14 protein-coding genes are annotated in these 15,931 nt (G+C 32.2%); 7 read left to right on the top strand and 7 right to left on the bottom strand.

What is annotated here, in order from left to right; translation table 11 throughout:
- Positions 1-37 precede the first annotated feature (37 nt).
- From QMG60_RS11600 to QMG60_RS11585, 4 genes are all read left to right on the top strand, one after another.
- Complete coding sequence (locus QMG60_RS11600; RefSeq protein WP_281864986.1) at positions 38-1,966, top strand: BatA and WFA domain-containing protein; 1,929 nt, start codon at positions 38-40, stop codon at positions 1,964-1,966.
- 70 nt (positions 1,967-2,036) lie between these two features.
- Positions 2,037-3,287 carry a dihydroorotase gene (locus tag QMG60_RS11595; protein WP_281864985.1) on the top strand — a complete coding sequence of 417 codons (1,251 nt, stop codon included), beginning with the start codon at positions 2,037-2,039 and terminating at the stop codon, positions 3,285-3,287.
- A 4-nt stretch (positions 3,288-3,291) separates the two neighbouring features.
- The gene (locus QMG60_RS11590) at positions 3,292-3,618 is read left to right on the top strand and encodes a hypothetical protein (protein ID WP_281864984.1); all 327 of its coding nucleotides are present in this window, start codon (positions 3,292-3,294) and stop codon (positions 3,616-3,618) included.
- Between the two features lie 81 nt (positions 3,619-3,699).
- Positions 3,700-4,344, top strand: coding sequence for an alpha/beta fold hydrolase (locus QMG60_RS11585; RefSeq protein WP_281864983.1), 645 nt, complete (start codon positions 3,700-3,702; stop codon positions 4,342-4,344).
- A 66-nt stretch (positions 4,345-4,410) separates the two neighbouring features.
- On the opposite strand, the gene QMG60_RS11580 is transcribed toward QMG60_RS11585, so the two are convergent.
- From QMG60_RS11580 to QMG60_RS11570, 3 genes are read right to left on the bottom strand one after another with little or no spacing between them, the layout of a single operon-like run.
- Positions 4,411-4,836 (bottom strand): hypothetical protein, encoded by a 426-nt coding sequence (locus tag QMG60_RS11580; protein ID WP_281864982.1) that lies wholly within the window; start codon positions 4,834-4,836, stop codon positions 4,411-4,413.
- A gap of 44 nt (positions 4,837-4,880) precedes the next feature.
- On the bottom strand, positions 4,881-5,384 hold the full coding sequence (locus QMG60_RS11575) for a hypothetical protein (RefSeq protein ID WP_057118752.1): 504 nt from the start codon (positions 5,382-5,384) through the stop codon (positions 4,881-4,883).
- Between the two features lie 12 nt (positions 5,385-5,396).
- Entirely contained in the window at positions 5,397-6,161 is a 765-nt protein-coding gene (locus tag QMG60_RS11570; protein WP_281864981.1) for an MBL fold metallo-hydrolase, read from the bottom strand.
- A gap of 90 nt (positions 6,162-6,251) precedes the next feature.
- Between QMG60_RS11570 and QMG60_RS11565 the strand changes: the two genes are divergently transcribed.
- Positions 6,252-7,712 carry a hypothetical protein gene (locus tag QMG60_RS11565; protein ID WP_057118757.1) on the top strand — a complete coding sequence of 487 codons (1,461 nt, stop codon included), beginning with the start codon at positions 6,252-6,254 and terminating at the stop codon, positions 7,710-7,712.
- A gap of 1,094 nt (positions 7,713-8,806) precedes the next feature.
- Here QMG60_RS11565 and bcp read toward each other — a convergent pair.
- A complete protein-coding gene (gene bcp, locus QMG60_RS11560; RefSeq protein WP_057118759.1) occupies positions 8,807-9,259 on the bottom strand; it encodes a thioredoxin-dependent thiol peroxidase in 453 nt (150 codons plus the stop codon).
- A gap of 119 nt (positions 9,260-9,378) precedes the next feature.
- On the opposite strand from bcp, the gene nth reads away from it, so the two are divergent.
- Positions 9,379-10,056, top strand: a complete 678-nt coding sequence (nth, locus tag QMG60_RS11555) for an endonuclease III (protein WP_281864980.1) — start codon at positions 9,379-9,381, stop codon at positions 10,054-10,056.
- Between the two features lie 43 nt (positions 10,057-10,099).
- Here the strand turns inward: nth and QMG60_RS11550 are convergent, their stop codons facing one another.
- The 3 genes from QMG60_RS11550 to QMG60_RS11540 all read right to left on the bottom strand — a co-directional run bounded on the left by QMG60_RS11550 (position 10,100) and on the right by QMG60_RS11540 (position 12,525).
- Positions 10,100-11,164, bottom strand: a complete 1,065-nt coding sequence (locus tag QMG60_RS11550; protein ID WP_057118763.1) for a tetratricopeptide repeat protein — start codon at positions 11,162-11,164, stop codon at positions 10,100-10,102.
- A gap of 582 nt (positions 11,165-11,746) precedes the next feature.
- On the bottom strand, positions 11,747-11,890 hold the full coding sequence (locus QMG60_RS11545) for a hypothetical protein (RefSeq protein ID WP_166669294.1): 144 nt from the start codon (positions 11,888-11,890) through the stop codon (positions 11,747-11,749).
- Between the two features lie 50 nt (positions 11,891-11,940).
- Positions 11,941-12,525: a sigma-70 family RNA polymerase sigma factor gene (locus tag QMG60_RS11540; RefSeq protein ID WP_057118765.1), complete on the bottom strand. Its 585-nt coding sequence runs from the start codon at positions 12,523-12,525 to the stop codon at positions 11,941-11,943.
- 541 nt (positions 12,526-13,066) lie between these two features.
- Between QMG60_RS11540 and uvrA the strand changes: the two genes are divergently transcribed.
- The gene (uvrA, locus tag QMG60_RS11535) at positions 13,067-15,862 is read left to right on the top strand and encodes an excinuclease ABC subunit UvrA (protein ID WP_134141144.1); all 2,796 of its coding nucleotides are present in this window, start codon (positions 13,067-13,069) and stop codon (positions 15,860-15,862) included.
- Positions 15,863-15,931 lie beyond the last annotated feature (69 nt).

The following is a 15,931-nucleotide window of genomic DNA, read 5'->3' as shown; positions in this document are numbered from 1 at the left end:
CGAAAAACAAAACGTAGTGAAGTAAATCGAAGCCAGAATGCATTTTAAACATCCCGAAATTCTATACTTTCTGTTTTTATTGATCGTTCCAATTTTGGTTCACTTATTTCAATTAAGACGTTTTAAAACCTCTTTTTTTACCAATGTTCGATTCTTAAAAGAACTTGCAATTCAGACACGTAAAAGTTCTAAAATTAAAAAGCGCCTTTTATTGGCTACACGTTTATTACTGCTGACTTTTATAATTTTAGCTTTTGCCCAGCCGTTTTTTCAGGCAGTCGACAGCAAAAATGCTTCAAACGAAATGTATATTGTTTTAGACAATTCGTTTAGTATGCAGGCAAAAGGCAAAAAAGGCGAATTGTTAAAGAGAGCTGTTCAGGAATTGCTTGAAAACACTCCAGAAAACACTCCATTTTCTTTATTAACTAACACCGAAAATTTCTGGAATACCGATATTAAATCTTCTAAAAGTGCTTTACAAAACCTAAAATACAGCGCAGCGCCTTTTGACCTTTCGGCAATAACTGCAAAAATTAAAGCACACAAATCTGCACATAAAAAAGACATTGTAATCATTACAGATGCTGTAGGTTTAAAAGAAAAAGATGTTGCAACTGTAAATTTTGAAGAAAAACCATATTTCATAGTTCCAGAAGCAGAACAAAAAAATAACGTTTCGATCGACAGCGTTAACATTAATCAAACTTTAGAGAATTTCTATGAAATCGGAATTAATTTATCAGCTTACGGCGAAGATTTTAAACCGGTTTCGACTGCTTTGTACAACCAAAATAAATTGATTGCCAAAACGATTGTCAATTTTGACACTAAGAAAAAGAAAATCAATTTTACGATTCCAAAAGAAGCTTTTCATGGATATATAATGATCGAAGATAACGGCTTAACGTATGATAACAAATTGTTTTTCAGCATTTCTAAAAACAAAAAAACAAACGTTATCAGTATCGGCGAACCTGAAAAAAGTAATTTCTTATCTAGAATTTACACTCCAGGCGAATTCAATTACCACAATTATTCGATTAGTTCTTTAGATTACAATAGTTTAGAGAAACAAAATACGATTATTTTAAACGAATTGAATGAAATTCCTCAGGCTTTGCAGACTACTTTAAAAGCTTTTGTTTCTAAAGGCGGTAATTTGGTTGTAATTCCTTCTGAGAAAAGTTCTATTTCTAATTTAAATACTTTGCTGAGTAATTTTGGGAAAGTTCAATTCGGAAATTTAGAAGCCAGCAATAAATTAATCACTAAAATTAATTTTGATCATCCGTTATTTTCGGGGGTTTTTGAGAACAAAATAACGAATTTTCAATATCCAAAAGTAAATAGTGCATTTGCCGTTTCAAGTTCATATCCTGCTGTCCTTTCCTTTGAAGATCAGACACCTTTTGTAACTTCTGTTCAAAATCAGGTTTCTGGAATAACGGTTTTTACAGCACCAATAAATAGTACAAATTCAAATTTTCAGCAATCACCTTTAATTGTTCCGCTATTTTATAAAATCGCTCAGAACAATCAAAAAACTGGAGTTAACGCATTGACAATAGGAAATAATCAACCTTATTTTGTGGATGTTTTATTAACTAAAGACGCGATTTTGGAAGTAAAAGGAAATGAAGATTCTTTTATTCCGATTCAGCAGATATTGAACAATAAAGTAAAATTAACCTTTAATGATTTTCCTGAAACTGCTGGTAATTACGGTGTTTTCGATAAAAAAGAATGGGTTGAAAATATTAGTTTTAATTACAAACGAACGGAAAGCGATTTGAGTCAGGTAAACACAAATGTAGTTTCTGACTTTAAAACCGCCGATACTATTTCGACCATTTTTAATACCTTACAAACTGAACGAACTGACAGCCAAATTTGGAAATGGTTTGTTATCTTTGCACTGTTATTTTTAGCACTAGAAATGGCAATTATAAAATTTGTAAAATAGAATTCGAGTTTGTTTTAAAGGCATTTTACTTTTTACAAAAATCATCTTACGACAAAAAAATATCTACAATATGAAAATAATCATCAAAAGCGCCAAAATTATCGACTCAAAAAGTCCGTTTCACAATCAGACCGTTGATCTTTTAATTGCAGATGGTTTAATAGAAAAAATAGGCGTTTCACTTCCAAACGATGATGCAGAAATTGTACGTTTCGATGACCTTCACGTTTCGCAGGGCTGGTTTGACAGCAGTGTTTCACTAGGAGAACCAGGTTACGAAGACAGAGAAACCATTGCAAACGGTTTAAATGTTGCCGCAAAAAGCGGTTTTACCGCAATTGCACTTCAGCCTAACTCTTTACCAGTTATTGACAATCAGTCTCAGGTAAGCTTTGTGAAAAATAAAGCAAATGGTTTTGCAACAGAAATTTTCCCAATTGGAGCATTAACTAAAGCAAGTGAAGGAAAAGATATGGCAGAACTTTTTGATATGAAAAATGCCGGCGCTATCGCTTTTGGAGATTACAACAAAAGTATTGACAACGCAAATATCCTTAAAATCGCTTTACAATATGTACAAGATTTTGATGGTTTGGTAATTGCTTACTCGCAAGATCCTAATATTAAAGGAAATGGTGTTGCTAACGAAGGAATTGTTTCTACAAGATTAGGTTTAAAAGGAATTCCAAACTTAGCCGAAGAACTGCAGATTTCAAGAAACTTGTTTTTATTGGAATATACTGGCGGAAAACTTCATATTCCGACCATTTCTACAGCAAAATCGGTTGAATTAATTAGAGAAGCTAAAGCTAAAGGTCTAAATGTAACTTGCAGCGCATCTGTACATCATTTGGTTTTAACAGATGAAAAACTGGACGGATTTGATACTCGCTTTAAAGTTACGCCTCCTTTAAGAACTGAAGTAGACAGACAAGCTTTATTAAATGGAATTGCTGACGGAACTATAGACACAATAACATCTGACCATAATCCGATTGACATTGAATTCAAGAAAATGGAATTTGATACAGCTAAAAACGGAACTATTGGTTTAGAAAGCGCTTTTGGAGCTTTATTAACAGTTTTACCACTGGAAACTGTTATTGCAAAATTGACTTCTGGAAGAACGCTTTTTGGTCTTGAAAACAACACAATCGAAGAAGGTGCAAAAGCAAATTTCACCTTATTTACTCCAGAAGGAAAATCAGCTTTTACGAAAGAAAACATTCTTTCAAAATCTAAAAATTCTGCTTTTTTAGGAACTGAAATTAAAGGCTCTGTTTACGGAATTTTAAATCAAAATCAACTTGTTACAAAATAATAAAATGAATAATTCAGTCGAAGAAGGGAAATCAATCGCCATTACCAGCTACATTCTAATCATTGGTGTTTTGATCGCCATGAGTATGAATTCTGAAAACAAAAATAGTTTTGCTTCTTTTCATATCCGTCAGGCTTTAGGATTGTCTTTAACCTTTATTTCATTGGGCGCAATAATCAGCAATTTCGACAGTTTTTTTATTACTTTACCAATGTGGATTTGTATTTCAATTTTGTGGACTTTCGGTATTTTTACTGCCATTCAAGGACAAACAAAACCAATTCCGTTAGTTGGAGAATTATTTCAAAAATGGTTTAAAAAGATTGGTTAATTTTTTAAATTTCAATTAAAAAATTCCAAATTCCAAATTCGGAAAATTCACAATTCACAATTCACAATTCACAATTAAAATATGAATCTATCTTTAGAATATAAAATAAGAGAACCAAAAGTAATTTTAGATAAAAACCCATTATTGCTTTTATTGCACGGATACGGAAGTAACGAATCCGATTTATTCTCATTTGCTTCTGAACTTCCAGACAACTATTACATCATTTCTGCCAGAGCGCCTTACGATTTACAATATGGAGCATACGCTTGGTACGCAATTAATTTTGATGCTGATCAGAATAAATTTTCAGATAATGAGCAAGCAAAAACTTCAAGAGATTTAATTGCCAAATTTATTGACGAATTGGTTGCAAATTACCCAATTGATGCGAACAACGTAACTCTGATTGGATTTAGCCAAGGATCTATTTTAAGTTATGCAACAGCACTTTCTTATCCAGAAAAAATTCAAAGAGTAGTGGCAATGAGTGGTTATTTTAATGAAGAAATCATCAAAGAAGGTTTTGAAAACAACGACTTTAAAAACCTTAAAATATTCGCCTCTCACGGAACTGTAGATCAGGTTATTCCGATTGAATGGGCTAGAAAAACTCCAGCAATTTTAGATAAATTAAATGTCCCTGTTGTTTACAAAGAATATCCGGTTGGACATGGAGTTGCTCCGCAGAATTTTTTTGATTTTAAGAATTGGCTGGGTTTGTAGTTTTCAGTTTTCAGTCGCAGTTTACAGTTTGTTAAGATTGAAAACTGCGACTGAAAACTGTAAACTTTATTCTCCTGTATAAAAAATCTTTCCGTTTTTCTTCAAAACATAACCTTTCCAAGGAATTAACTGCCAATCGCCGTTAACCCAATAATCACCTTCAGACTTTCTTTCTAAAATGATGGATTCTTTTTGAGTTTCCAGAAAAAGTTCAGCTTTGTTTCCATCGAAAATTACATATGATGCAGTAGTGTACGTTTTACCATCATCATAATGTGACAACTTTGTTCCTTCAAAAATTCGGATACATTCTTTTTTAAGTATTGACCAAGTATAACCAGCGGAAGCTTTACAGCCGTGAGAATCGGCATCTGCTCCTACTACAGCTTCTTTTACTGGCTCTTGTGGAGTTGTATTTACATTTTCTTGTGCAACTTTTTTGGCGCAGGAAAACGCGCTCGCCATAATCAAAAACAAAAACATCTTTTTCATAATCCTATTGATTTAAAGGTCAAAAAAAATAGGATTATAAAATCCTATTTTTGATATAACCAAGTTTGATTTACTTCAAAAGTAATATTATCATCGTTATCAACAAAATATTTTAACAAGACTTCTCCCCATAATTCACCATTACTATAATCAGCAATAATCCATCTGTGGTTTAAAATTTTTACTTTATTGATGATAAATTTATTCGGACCAATCTGATCTTGACCTGTATACGGATTCCCTTTTGGATTTGCGTTGAAATCTAATAATTTCTCTGTAACAACTGGAATCAGTTTTTCATACAAAATTACTTTTCCGCCAGAAGCACTGTTGTCAAAGTAGTTTTGAGCATTTTCGTTATGTTCTAAAGAAAAATAATCAGCTTCGGCCAATTTTGTTTTTACTAGATTGATGCTGTCTCTTAGTTTCTTAGTTGTTTTATCGTATCTATTTTCCGCAAATTTTACTTCACTATTGTAAAAAGCATAAGTAAAGACATTCATTAAAACAGCTAAAATCAGAAGATAAAGCATTAAGGATTTTTTCATTTTGTGGTATAATTAAATTGTAATTTCTAAATTGTCATAAGCCAGAAAAACATTTTCAGGAAGTTTCTTTTGAACTTCTTCATGAAAACCTAAAACGTGGCTGATATGCGTTAAATAAGCTTTTTCGGGTTTAACGAGATTAATAAAATCTAGCGCTTCCTGCAAGTTAAAATGCGTATCATGAGGTTCAACTCTTAAAGCATTTACAACCAATACTTTCAAGCCTTTCAGTTTATCAATTTCAGCTTGTTCGATTGTTTTTACATCTGTTAAATATGCAAAATCATCTACTCTGTATCCAAAAACCTGCAAATCGCCATGCATAGCATTTATTGGCATCGCCATTTTATCTCCAATTGCAAAAGGCGCATTATTTTGCACTTCGATTGTTTTAACGCTTGGAGCTCCAGGATATTTGTTTACTGTTTCGAAAACATAATCGAAACGACGTCTTAGATTATCTAAAACGCGTTGATGACCGTAAATAGGAATTTCTCCCTGCCTAAAATTAAACGGACGTATATCGTCTAAACCAGCAGTGTGGTCTGCGTGCTCGTGAGTAAATAGAATTGCGTCGAGTTTTCTACAGCCGCAGGAAAGCATTTGCTGTCTAAAATCTGGTCCGCAATCGATGACATAAGAATGCTCGCCCCATGTAATCCAGATGGATACACGAAGCCTTTTATCCTTAGCATCAGTGCTTTTACAAACTGGATGATCGATCCCGATAATCGGAATGCCTTGAGAAGTACCTGTACCTAAAAAATAAACCTTCAATTGAACTTAATTTTTTTACAAAAATAGGATTATTTCTCTTTCATTAGAAGCCTAATTTACTAACTTTGTAACAAATCTATTTAAAACAAAATGGGTACAGAAATAAAACTCAAGGGTGACAAGGTCATCGAACAGATTCCTTCTATAAAAGACAAAGCTTTACGTATTAATTTAAACGAAAATATTTACGGAACATTTGCTGAAATTGGTGCTGGACAAGAGACTGTTAGACATTTTTTCAGATCCGGAGGTTCATCGGGAACAATTGCAAAAGCAATGTCTGCCTATGATAAAGATTTTAGTGATGCGGTTTATGGAGTGGAAAGCGATGGACGATATGTGACTGAAGAGCGTTTAAAAAAAATGCTGACTCATGAAGGACAGATTATTGAAGAGCGTTTAAGCAGAGAAAAACACCCAACAAAACTTTTCTTTAGTTACGCCAATACTGTAGCCACAATAGATTTTGCCAAACAATTTAAAGGTCACGGCTGGGTTGGAATTCGATACCAAATTGAACCAGACGAAGCTTATAACGAAATTATTCTTCACATTCGTTTTAAAGAGACTGACGCTAGACTGCAACAAGAAACACTAGGAATTTTAGGTGTAAACTTAATTTACGGTGCTTTTTACAAATACAACGATCCAAAACGATTACTTCGTTACTTATACGATCACTTAGATAAAGACCAATTAGAAATCGATACTATCAACTTTTCTGGACCTCGTTTCGCCGATGTTGATAATCGTTTGATGAGTTTGCAATTGGTTAAAAACGGAATGACAGATGCCGTAATGTTCAATCCAGACGGAAAGAATGTTTTACCAGCAGCTGTTTTATACAAAAAAAATCTTCTTGCCTTTAGAGGAAGTTTCCGTCCGGTTACAAACGTAAATCTGGACATGTATGAGAAATCATTAAAAATGTTTCTCGAAGAAAGTAAAGTTGAGAAAAATAATACACTTGTTATTTTTGAAATTACACTTTCAAACTTACGTTCAGACGGTGAGATTGATGAAAGGGATTTTATGGACAGAGCCGAATTACTTTGTTCACTTGGCCAAACTGTTATGATTTCTAATTTTCAGGAATATTATAAAGTGGTTGAGTATTTTTCTAATTATACCAAAGCCCGTATGGGATTGGCAATGGGTGTAAACAACCTTGTTGATATTTTTGATGAGAAATACTATCGTCATTTAAGTGGTGGAATTTTGGAAGCTTTCGGAAAATTATTCTATCGTGATATGAAAGTATTCTTATACCCAATGCTCGGCGATAATGGTGAAATTATAACTTCTGATAACCTAAAAGTTCATCCTAGAATGAAAGAACTGTACAAATTCTTTAAATTCAACGGTAAAGTTGTCGACATTAAGGATTATAACCCAAATATATTGAATGTATTCTCTCGTGAAGTACTAAAAATGATCGGACAAGGAAAAACCGGCTGGGAACCAATGCTTCCTTCTGGTGTTGCCGAAATTATAAAGGAGCATCATCTTTTTGGATATCATCCGCAAAAAGAGCTTGAACAAAATGCTTAATAAAAAGTCCCAAAAGGTAATTTCTTTTTGGGACTTTTTTTGTTTTTAACGCGTGCCCTTCGACTTCGCTCAGGGTGAAAAACTTTTTTTAAGTTTCATATTGATCTTGCGGTTTAATTTTTTAACGCAAAGCACGCTAAGTTTTTTGATAAGCTAGGTTTTAGAAAAACATAAAGTTCGCAAAGCTTTGTGTTGATTGAGCTTTGCCAGATGAAAAACTTGAAATAAAAAATTTACCACAGAGCACACTAAGATTCTTTGATAAGCTAGGTTTTAGAAAAACACAAAGTTCGCAAAGCTTTGTGTTGATTGAACTTTGCCAGATGAAAAACTTGAAATAAAAAATTTACCACAGAGCACACTAAGATTTTTTTGATAAGCTAGGTTTTAGAAAAACACAAAGTTCGCAAAGCTTTGTGTTGATTGAACTTTGCCAGATAAAACTTGAAATAAAATTTTACTACAGAGCACACTAAGATTCTTTGATAAGCTAGGTTTTAGAAAAACACAAAGTCCGCAAAGCTTTGTGTTGATTGAGCTTTGCCAGATGAAAAACTTGAAATAAAAAATTTACCACAGAGCACACTAAGATTCTTTGATAAGCTAGGTTTTAGAAAAACACAAAGTTCGTAAAGCTTTGTGCTGATTTAGCTTTGCCAGATGAAAAACTTGAAATAAAAAATTTACCACAGAGCACACTAAGATTTTTTTGATAAGCTAGGTTTTAGAAAAACACAAAGTTCGCAAAGCTTTGTGTTGATTGAACTTTGCCAGATAAAACTTGAAATAAAATTTTACTACAGAGCACACTAAGATTCTTTGATAAGCTAGGTTTTAGAAAAACACAAAGTCCGCAAAGCTTTGTGTTGATTAGGCTTTGCCTTATGAAAAACTTGAAATAAAATTTACCACAGAGCACATTAAGATTTTTTCAATAAGCTGGGTTTTAGAAAAACGCAAAGTCCGCAAAGCTTTGTGTTGAATTAGCTTTGCGGACTTTGTGTTTATAAACGCCACAGATAAAATAAAAAACTTAGCGTGCTTTGCGTTAAAAATTAAAACGCCAAGATTAACATGAAACTTGAAACAAAAAATTACTTCAAAATCTGAGAGGCGTGCTCTTTTGTTTTTACATTTTCTATTACTTCTTCAATAATTCCTTTTTCGTCAATTACGAAAGTTGTTCTGTGGATTCCGTCGTATTCTTTTCCCATGAATTTTTTTGGTCCCCAAACTCCAAATGCATTGATAACCGATTTATCTTCGTCTGCAATTAAAGGGAAAGGAAATTCGTATTTATCTTTAAATTTAGACTGTGCTTTCTGACTATCGGCACTAACACCTAAAAGTTCATAATTATTAGCTTTAAAACGCTCAAAATTATCTCTCAAATCACATGCTTCAGCTGTACATCCTGGCGTACTTGCTTTTGGATAAAAGAAAACCACTAATTTTTTTCCAGCATAATCTGCCAGTTTATGCGCTTTTCCATCTTGATCTACTCCCGAAAAACTTGGCGCTTTATCTCCTGCTTTTAATGTTGTCATATTTCTTATTTTAGATTGTTACTTTTAGAATTTAGATTAAAAATCAAAGATAACTTATAACCCGCAAATCTAACTCATAACTTAGAATTCATTATTTTTACGGGATTAAAATTACGGAAATGAATAAAGAAGCTCGCGTACAATTTGTTATAAATACGTTAAAAGAACTCTACCCTACTATACCTGTCCCGCTAGATCATAAAGATGCTTATACACTTTTAATCGCTGTTTTGCTTTCTGCTCAATGTACCGATGTGCGTGTAAATCAAATTACTCCCATATTATTCGCAAAAGCTGATAATCCGTATGACATGGTTAAAATGTCTGTGGAGGAAATCAAGGAAATTATTCGTCCGTGTGGTTTGTCTCCAATGAAGTCAAAAGGAATTCACGGATTATCAGAAATTTTAATTGAGAAATATAACGGAGAGGTTCCACAAAGTTTTGAAGCACTTGAAGCTTTACCAGCAGTCGGCCACAAAACAGCAAGTGTTGTTATGTCTCAGGCTTTTGGAGTTCCTGCTTTTCCTGTAGACACCCATATTCATCGATTAATGTACAGATGGAACTTATCGAACGGAAAAAATGTGGCTCAAACGGAAAAAGATGCTAAAAGACTATTCCCAAGAGAATTATGGAACGACTTGCATCTGCAGATTATTTGGTACGGACGTGAATATTCGCCTGCTAGAGGATGGAGTTTAGAAAAAGATATCATCACAAAAACAATCGGAAAGAAATCTATCATTGAAGAAATGGAAAATCCAAAACCTTCCAAAAAACAAGACACAAAATAAAACTTTGTGCCTTTGCTTCTTTGTAACTTTATACCTTAAAAAACTACATTCCCGCTTTTAAGGCATTATATTCTGCTGTCATATCAAGAGATCGATAAACACCTAGTAATGTCTTTGTGGCATCTGGATTCTTAGGTTCTAAAGTCAGAACCTTTTTCAGATAAGGGATTGCACTTCTTGTAATATCATCTTTTCTAGCATTTAGCTTATCGTATTTCTGCATTTCTGCAGGAGAAGTTCCTAGGGATGAAATTTCTTCAGCTAAATCTTTTTTCATCTGCAATTTTAAGTAAGCCAAATTTATATACGCATCAACATAATTCGGATTTAACTCTAAAACATAGTTATAAACCGCCTCTGCTTTTGGGTAATCTTTGTTTTCAAGATAAGCATATGCTAAGTTATTATTAACTTCTATTTTTTTAGAAGGAACTGATTCTGTTCTTGGTTTTTCATAAAGTCCTTGCTGAATAGCTGATTCTCTTGCTTTTGGCGAAATAAAAACATCTTCTTCTTTTGTCTTCTTGTTTGTCGCGTAATATAAAACTCCTTTTCCAGAAAAATTAATCTTTTTCAGTAATTCGTAATAAGTGATTGCAGAGTTGTAATCTTTAGCATTTATAGAAGAGGCTGCTGCATTTACTAAATTCAGGGTATCTTTTTTATCAAATAAGTATACCTTATAACTTTTCTCAGCACTTTCTTTAAATTTACCAGCTTTAAAATCTTCCATTGCGCCATTTACAAGACTGGCTTTCATATCTTTTAATGCCATATTAGCTTTAACAGTAGATTTAAATTTACCTGATTCGTTCTCATATAAAAATACATCTTGATAAGCTTGTGCTGCCATTGTAAAATTATTGGCTGCATCAATATTTTTTATAGCTAAATCTTTTAAGACATTTCCTTTTAAGAAGTAAAAATCAGACTTATCTTCATCTGGAGCATTTAAAATAAGATATTCTGTTTTGTTTAAAATAGCTAAAGATTCCTCGCTTTTTCCTTTATCATACAAAGATTGCGCTTCTTTAATTCGTTCTTTTTGGGCAAATACGCCAATGCTTATCATAAGAAGGCATGACAGCACTCTAAATTTCTCTTTCATTTTGCGGTTAAGTTTTGGTTGATTAAATGATTTTCATGTTTATTATTGATAGATAGTTTTAGCAGATAATTAAATTGGTTTAAAAATTATCTGAACTATTCTGGCAAAAAATATTTTCTGGCTCAAATATTCTCTGCTTAAAAATCAAAAGACAATAAACTTAACAAAATAAAGCAGGGTAGTTTTTCTTCATATTTAATCTGGTTTTGGGTTAAGTATTTAATTTTTAATTAATTGATATTTTAAATTATAAATTGAAGCAAATGTTTCAATACGAAAAATACTTCAAAAATTCATTTTTAATGAATATAAAATTAGTTTTTAACTAAAATAAAATTAAAAATTAAATAAACATATAAAATCGGGTCAAAATATTAAATTTTAACAAAACTGTTAAAAAGTGATATAAAATACTTATAAAAAATTTACACTTGTATAATGCAATCTGTAAGCAAACAAATTACTTCATTATTTCACATAAAAAAACTCACTATTTGTATCTACATACGAATAGTGAGCTTTTCAACCAAAACGACCATTTGGTTTTATTTTAATAAACATCCGACAGGAGCAGCGGGGTGTTTAATTAGCTATAATCTCAAAAGTTTTTTCTTCAATCTTAACCACAGTCAAGGCTTGAGAATAATTCAATAAGAAAGAAACGACTTCTTTTTTAGGTTTAAGATTTTTTGAAGCTAATGCTTTTTTTGAGTAAATTTTCGCCATACTGTAAAAATGTTTTATACTAGTATAACGAGCTAATTTCCAAAATAGTATTAGTTGGTTAAAATAATTTGATGTTTATCAATTATTTTTCTCAAATTCATTAGAGCATAACGCATTCTTCCTAATGCAGTATTGATACTTACGCCTGTAATCTCAGAGATTTCTTTAAAGCTCATATCTTGATACATACGCATTACCAACACCTCTTTTTGATCTTCTGGAAGTTCTTCAATAAGTTTTTTTAAATCAATCTCAACTTGGTCCACAATCATTTTGCCTTCAATAGTCAAAGCATCATCTGACATTATCGAAAAAATAGAGAACTCTTCTGTTTCTCTATACATTGGCATTTTTTTGGTTTTGCGAAAATGATCCACAATCAAGTTATGTGAAATACGCATTACCCAAGGAAGGAATTTACCCTCTTCGTTATAAGAATTGCTTTTTAAAGTTTTAATAACTTTAATAAATGTATCTTGAAAAATATCATTTGAAATATCTCTATCAGCGATCTTAGAATATATAAAACCATATATCTTAGATTCATGCCTTTTTATTAATGTTGCCAGTGCAGCTTCACTGCCGTCAACATAATTTTTAACTAATAGAGCGTCTGGAATATGCAGATCAGCCATAATACTACTTTTTTAGTTTCTGTTTTAAAATTTGGAGTAATTTTTTCTAAAAAGTAGTTTTATTATATAGGCGAATCTTTTTTGAGTTGTGTTAATATTTTGGCCAAATTTAACAAATAATTATTTTAAAAAGCAAATTAAATTGCCAATAATTATTAGTAAAACATTTATTAAAGTAAAATAAACTTAAAATTTACATTGAAAAGGCTAAAAATCTACAAAATTAAAAACAAATGAATTGCTTTTGCAAACAGACGTAAATACCTTACAATAAATTAAATAAGATTATATTTTAACTTAAAACCAGATTTAAATTACAATTTTTTTCTTGATTAATTGATCCCAATATATAAATATTTTTTCTATTTAGCGGTTTTAATTCAATTAATTGTTAAAAATAATTCTCAATTTTCTCCAATCACCTTTATTTAAAGGAGTTTTGCAATGCTTTGACATTATGGTAAAATAGTTAAAATTTGGAACTATGTCCTTAACAAAATCCAATTCAAAATTGATTACTTTTGTAAAAATTGACTTTTTTATGCAAATTGATCTTTCTAAAATAGACCCAAAATCAAATATTATAATAAAAGGAGCACAAGTACATAATCTAAAAAATGTAGATGTGGTTATTCCGAGAAACAAACTTGTTGTGATTACAGGTCTTTCTGGATCAGGAAAATCTAGTTTAGCTTTTGATACTTTATATGCCGAAGGACAAAGACGTTATGTCGAAAGTTTATCTTCGTATGCACGACAGTTTTTAGGACGTTTAGACAAACCTAAAGTTGAATATATTAAAGGAATTGCCCCTGCAATTGCTATTGAACAAAAAGTAAATACAACCAACGCACGTTCGACTGTTGGAACATCAACAGAAATTTACGATTATATCAAACTTTTGTTTGCCAGAATTGGACGTACATACTCTCCTATTTCTGGACAAGAAGTCAAAAAAAATACTGTAACTGATGTTATCTCTGATGTAAAAACTCTGCCAATTGACAGTAAATGGCTTTTGCTCTCTCCTATTCATCTAGAAGAAGGAAGACAGCTTGAAGACAAATTAAAAGTATTACTGCAGCAAGGTTTTGCTCGTATTCTTGTTGATAATGAAATGGTTCGTCTGGATGAATTTACTCCTTCCGATCTTCATAAATTTGATAACAAAGATATACTGCTGGTTATTGATCGTATTATTGTAAAAGAAGAAGAGGAATTTTATAATCGACTTTCGGATGCCGTGCAAACGGCTTTTTTTGAAGGTAAAGGCATTTGTTATTTACAAGAACTCAATTCTGATAAAAGATTTTCTTATTCGAATAAATTTGAACTTGACGGAATCAATTTCTTAGAGCCAAATGTTCACTTATTCAGCTTTAACAATCCTTATGGAGCTTGTCCCGTTTGTGAAGGTTACGGAAATATTATTGGTATTGATGCCGATTTGGTTGTTCCAAATACTTCCTTATCAGTTTTTGAAAGCGCCATTTATCCCTGGCGAGGCGATAGCATGAGCTGGTATAAAGACGAATTGGTTAAACATGCATATAAGTTTGACTTCCCTATTCACAAACCTTATTTTCAACTTACCGAAGAACAGAAAGATTTAATCTGGACAGGAAATCAATATTTTCAAGGGCTTAATGATTTCTTCAGAGAATTAGAAGAGAAGAATTATAAAATTCAAAACCGTGTAATGTTATCGCGTTACCGTGGCAAAACAAAATGCCATGTTTGTAAAGGAAAACGCTTGCGCGAAGAAGCATCTTACGTAAAAATTAACGGAAAAACAGTTTCTGATTTAGTTGATTTGCCAATAAAACATTTGGTTACTTTCTTTAAAAACATCGAATTAAATGTTTACGAACAGCAGATTGCAAAACGTTTAATGGTTGAAATTAATAATCGTTTGTCATTCTTAACCGAAGTCGGATTAGATTATCTTACTTTAAACCGAAATTCAGCAACACTTTCTGGTGGTGAATCGCAGCGAATTAATCTTGCAACTTCACTAGGAAGCAGCTTAGTTGGATCTATGTATATTTTAGATGAACCAAGTATTGGTCTTCATCCTAAAGATTCTGAACGTCTTATAAAAGTTTTACTTTCTCTTCGCGATTTAGGAAACACCGTGATTGTAGTGGAGCACGATGAAGACATTATGAAAGCGGCTGATATGATTATTGATATTGGTCCCGAAGCTGGAACTTTTGGAGGAAATCTTGTGGCACAGGGAACTTATGATGAAATTTTAAAATCTGAATCGTTAACCGCTAAATATCTCAACGGAGATTTAGAAATTTCTGTCCCTAAGAAAAGAAGGAAGTTTAAAAATCATATTGACATTGTTGGAGCGCGCGAAAACAATTTAAAAAACATCAATGTTACTTTTCCTTTAGATGTATTAACTGTTGTTACAGGAGTTTCTGGAAGTGGAAAAAGTACTTTGATCAAAAAGATTTTGTTTCCGGCAATGCAGAAAAAACTAGAAAGCGCTTCTGAAAAAGCTGGTCAATTTACTGAGCTTACAGGTTCGTTTTCTCAAATCAAACATATCGAATATGTAGACCAGAATCCGATTGGGAGAAGTTCACGTTCAAATCCTGTAACGTATATTAAAGCTTATGATGATATTCGAGATTTATATGCAAAAGAGAAATTATCTAAAATAAGAGGATATCAGGCCAAACATTTTTCTTTTAATGTTGATGGAGGCCGATGCGAAACTTGTAAAGGAGAAGGCTCTATAAACGTCGAAATGGTGTTTATGGCTGATGTTTCATTACCATGTGAAACTTGTGGCGGAAAACGATTCAAAAAAGAAATCTTAGAAGTTACTTTTGATAATCAAAACATCAATGATATTCTAACCATGACTATTGATGATGCAATTGCTTTTTTCGAAAAAAATAAACAATCTAAAATTACGCAGAAATTACAGCCGCTGCAAGATGTTGGTTTAGGATATGTACAATTAGGGCAATCTTCTTCTACTCTTTCTGGCGGTGAAGCACAACGTATCAAATTAGCTTCTTTTTTAGTAAAAGGAGCAACAAAGGATAAGGCATTATTTGTTTTTGATGAACCAACTACTGGTCTTCATTTTCATGACATTAAAAAACTTTTAGCTTCGTTTGATGCCTTAATTGATAAAGGACATTCTATTATTGTAATCGAGCATAATCTTGACCTAATTAAATGTGCCGATTGGATTTTGGATTTAGGTCCTGAAGGTGGAGAAAATGGCGGTTACCTTCTTGCTTCTGGAACACCAGAAGATATAGTAAAAGTAAAAGAATCAGTTACTGGAGTTTATCTAAAAGATAAATTATAGGAGAAATATTTCCTAAAAATAATGAAGCCATAAATACAGTTGATTAAGTTGTATTTATGGCTTTTATTT

This window comes from Flavobacterium sp. GSB-24 (genome assembly GCF_027924665.1).
In the GTDB taxonomy this organism is placed as follows: domain Bacteria; phylum Bacteroidota; class Bacteroidia; order Flavobacteriales; family Flavobacteriaceae; genus Flavobacterium.
This window is presented reverse-complemented; position numbering and strand designations above follow the sequence as displayed.

Coding starts and splice junctions, on each gene's coding strand:
- QMG60_RS11550 (WP_057118763.1), bottom strand. CDS start 11,164: ATGAAAGAGAAATTTAGAGTGCTGTCATGCCTTCTTATGATAAGCATT.
- QMG60_RS11600 (WP_281864986.1), top strand. CDS start 38: ATGCATTTTAAACATCCCGAAATTCTATACTTTCTGTTTTTATTGATC.
- QMG60_RS11595 (WP_281864985.1), top strand. CDS start 2,037: ATGAAAATAATCATCAAAAGCGCCAAAATTATCGACTCAAAAAGTCCG.
- nth (WP_281864980.1), top strand. CDS start 9,379: ATGAATAAAGAAGCTCGCGTACAATTTGTTATAAATACGTTAAAAGAA.
- QMG60_RS11540 (WP_057118765.1), bottom strand. CDS start 12,525: ATGGCTGATCTGCATATTCCAGACGCTCTATTAGTTAAAAATTATGTT.
- QMG60_RS11585 (WP_281864983.1), top strand. CDS start 3,700: ATGAATCTATCTTTAGAATATAAAATAAGAGAACCAAAAGTAATTTTA.
- QMG60_RS11590 (WP_281864984.1), top strand. CDS start 3,292: ATGAATAATTCAGTCGAAGAAGGGAAATCAATCGCCATTACCAGCTAC.
- bcp (WP_057118759.1), bottom strand. CDS start 9,259: ATGACAACATTAAAAGCAGGAGATAAAGCGCCAAGTTTTTCGGGAGTA.
- QMG60_RS11565 (WP_057118757.1), top strand. CDS start 6,252: ATGGGTACAGAAATAAAACTCAAGGGTGACAAGGTCATCGAACAGATT.
- QMG60_RS11545 (WP_166669294.1), bottom strand. CDS start 11,890: ATGGCGAAAATTTACTCAAAAAAAGCATTAGCTTCAAAAAATCTTAAA.
- QMG60_RS11575 (WP_057118752.1), bottom strand. CDS start 5,384: ATGAAAAAATCCTTAATGCTTTATCTTCTGATTTTAGCTGTTTTAATG.
- uvrA (WP_134141144.1), top strand. CDS start 13,067: ATGCAAATTGATCTTTCTAAAATAGACCCAAAATCAAATATTATAATA.
- QMG60_RS11580 (WP_281864982.1), bottom strand. CDS start 4,836: ATGAAAAAGATGTTTTTGTTTTTGATTATGGCGAGCGCGTTTTCCTGC.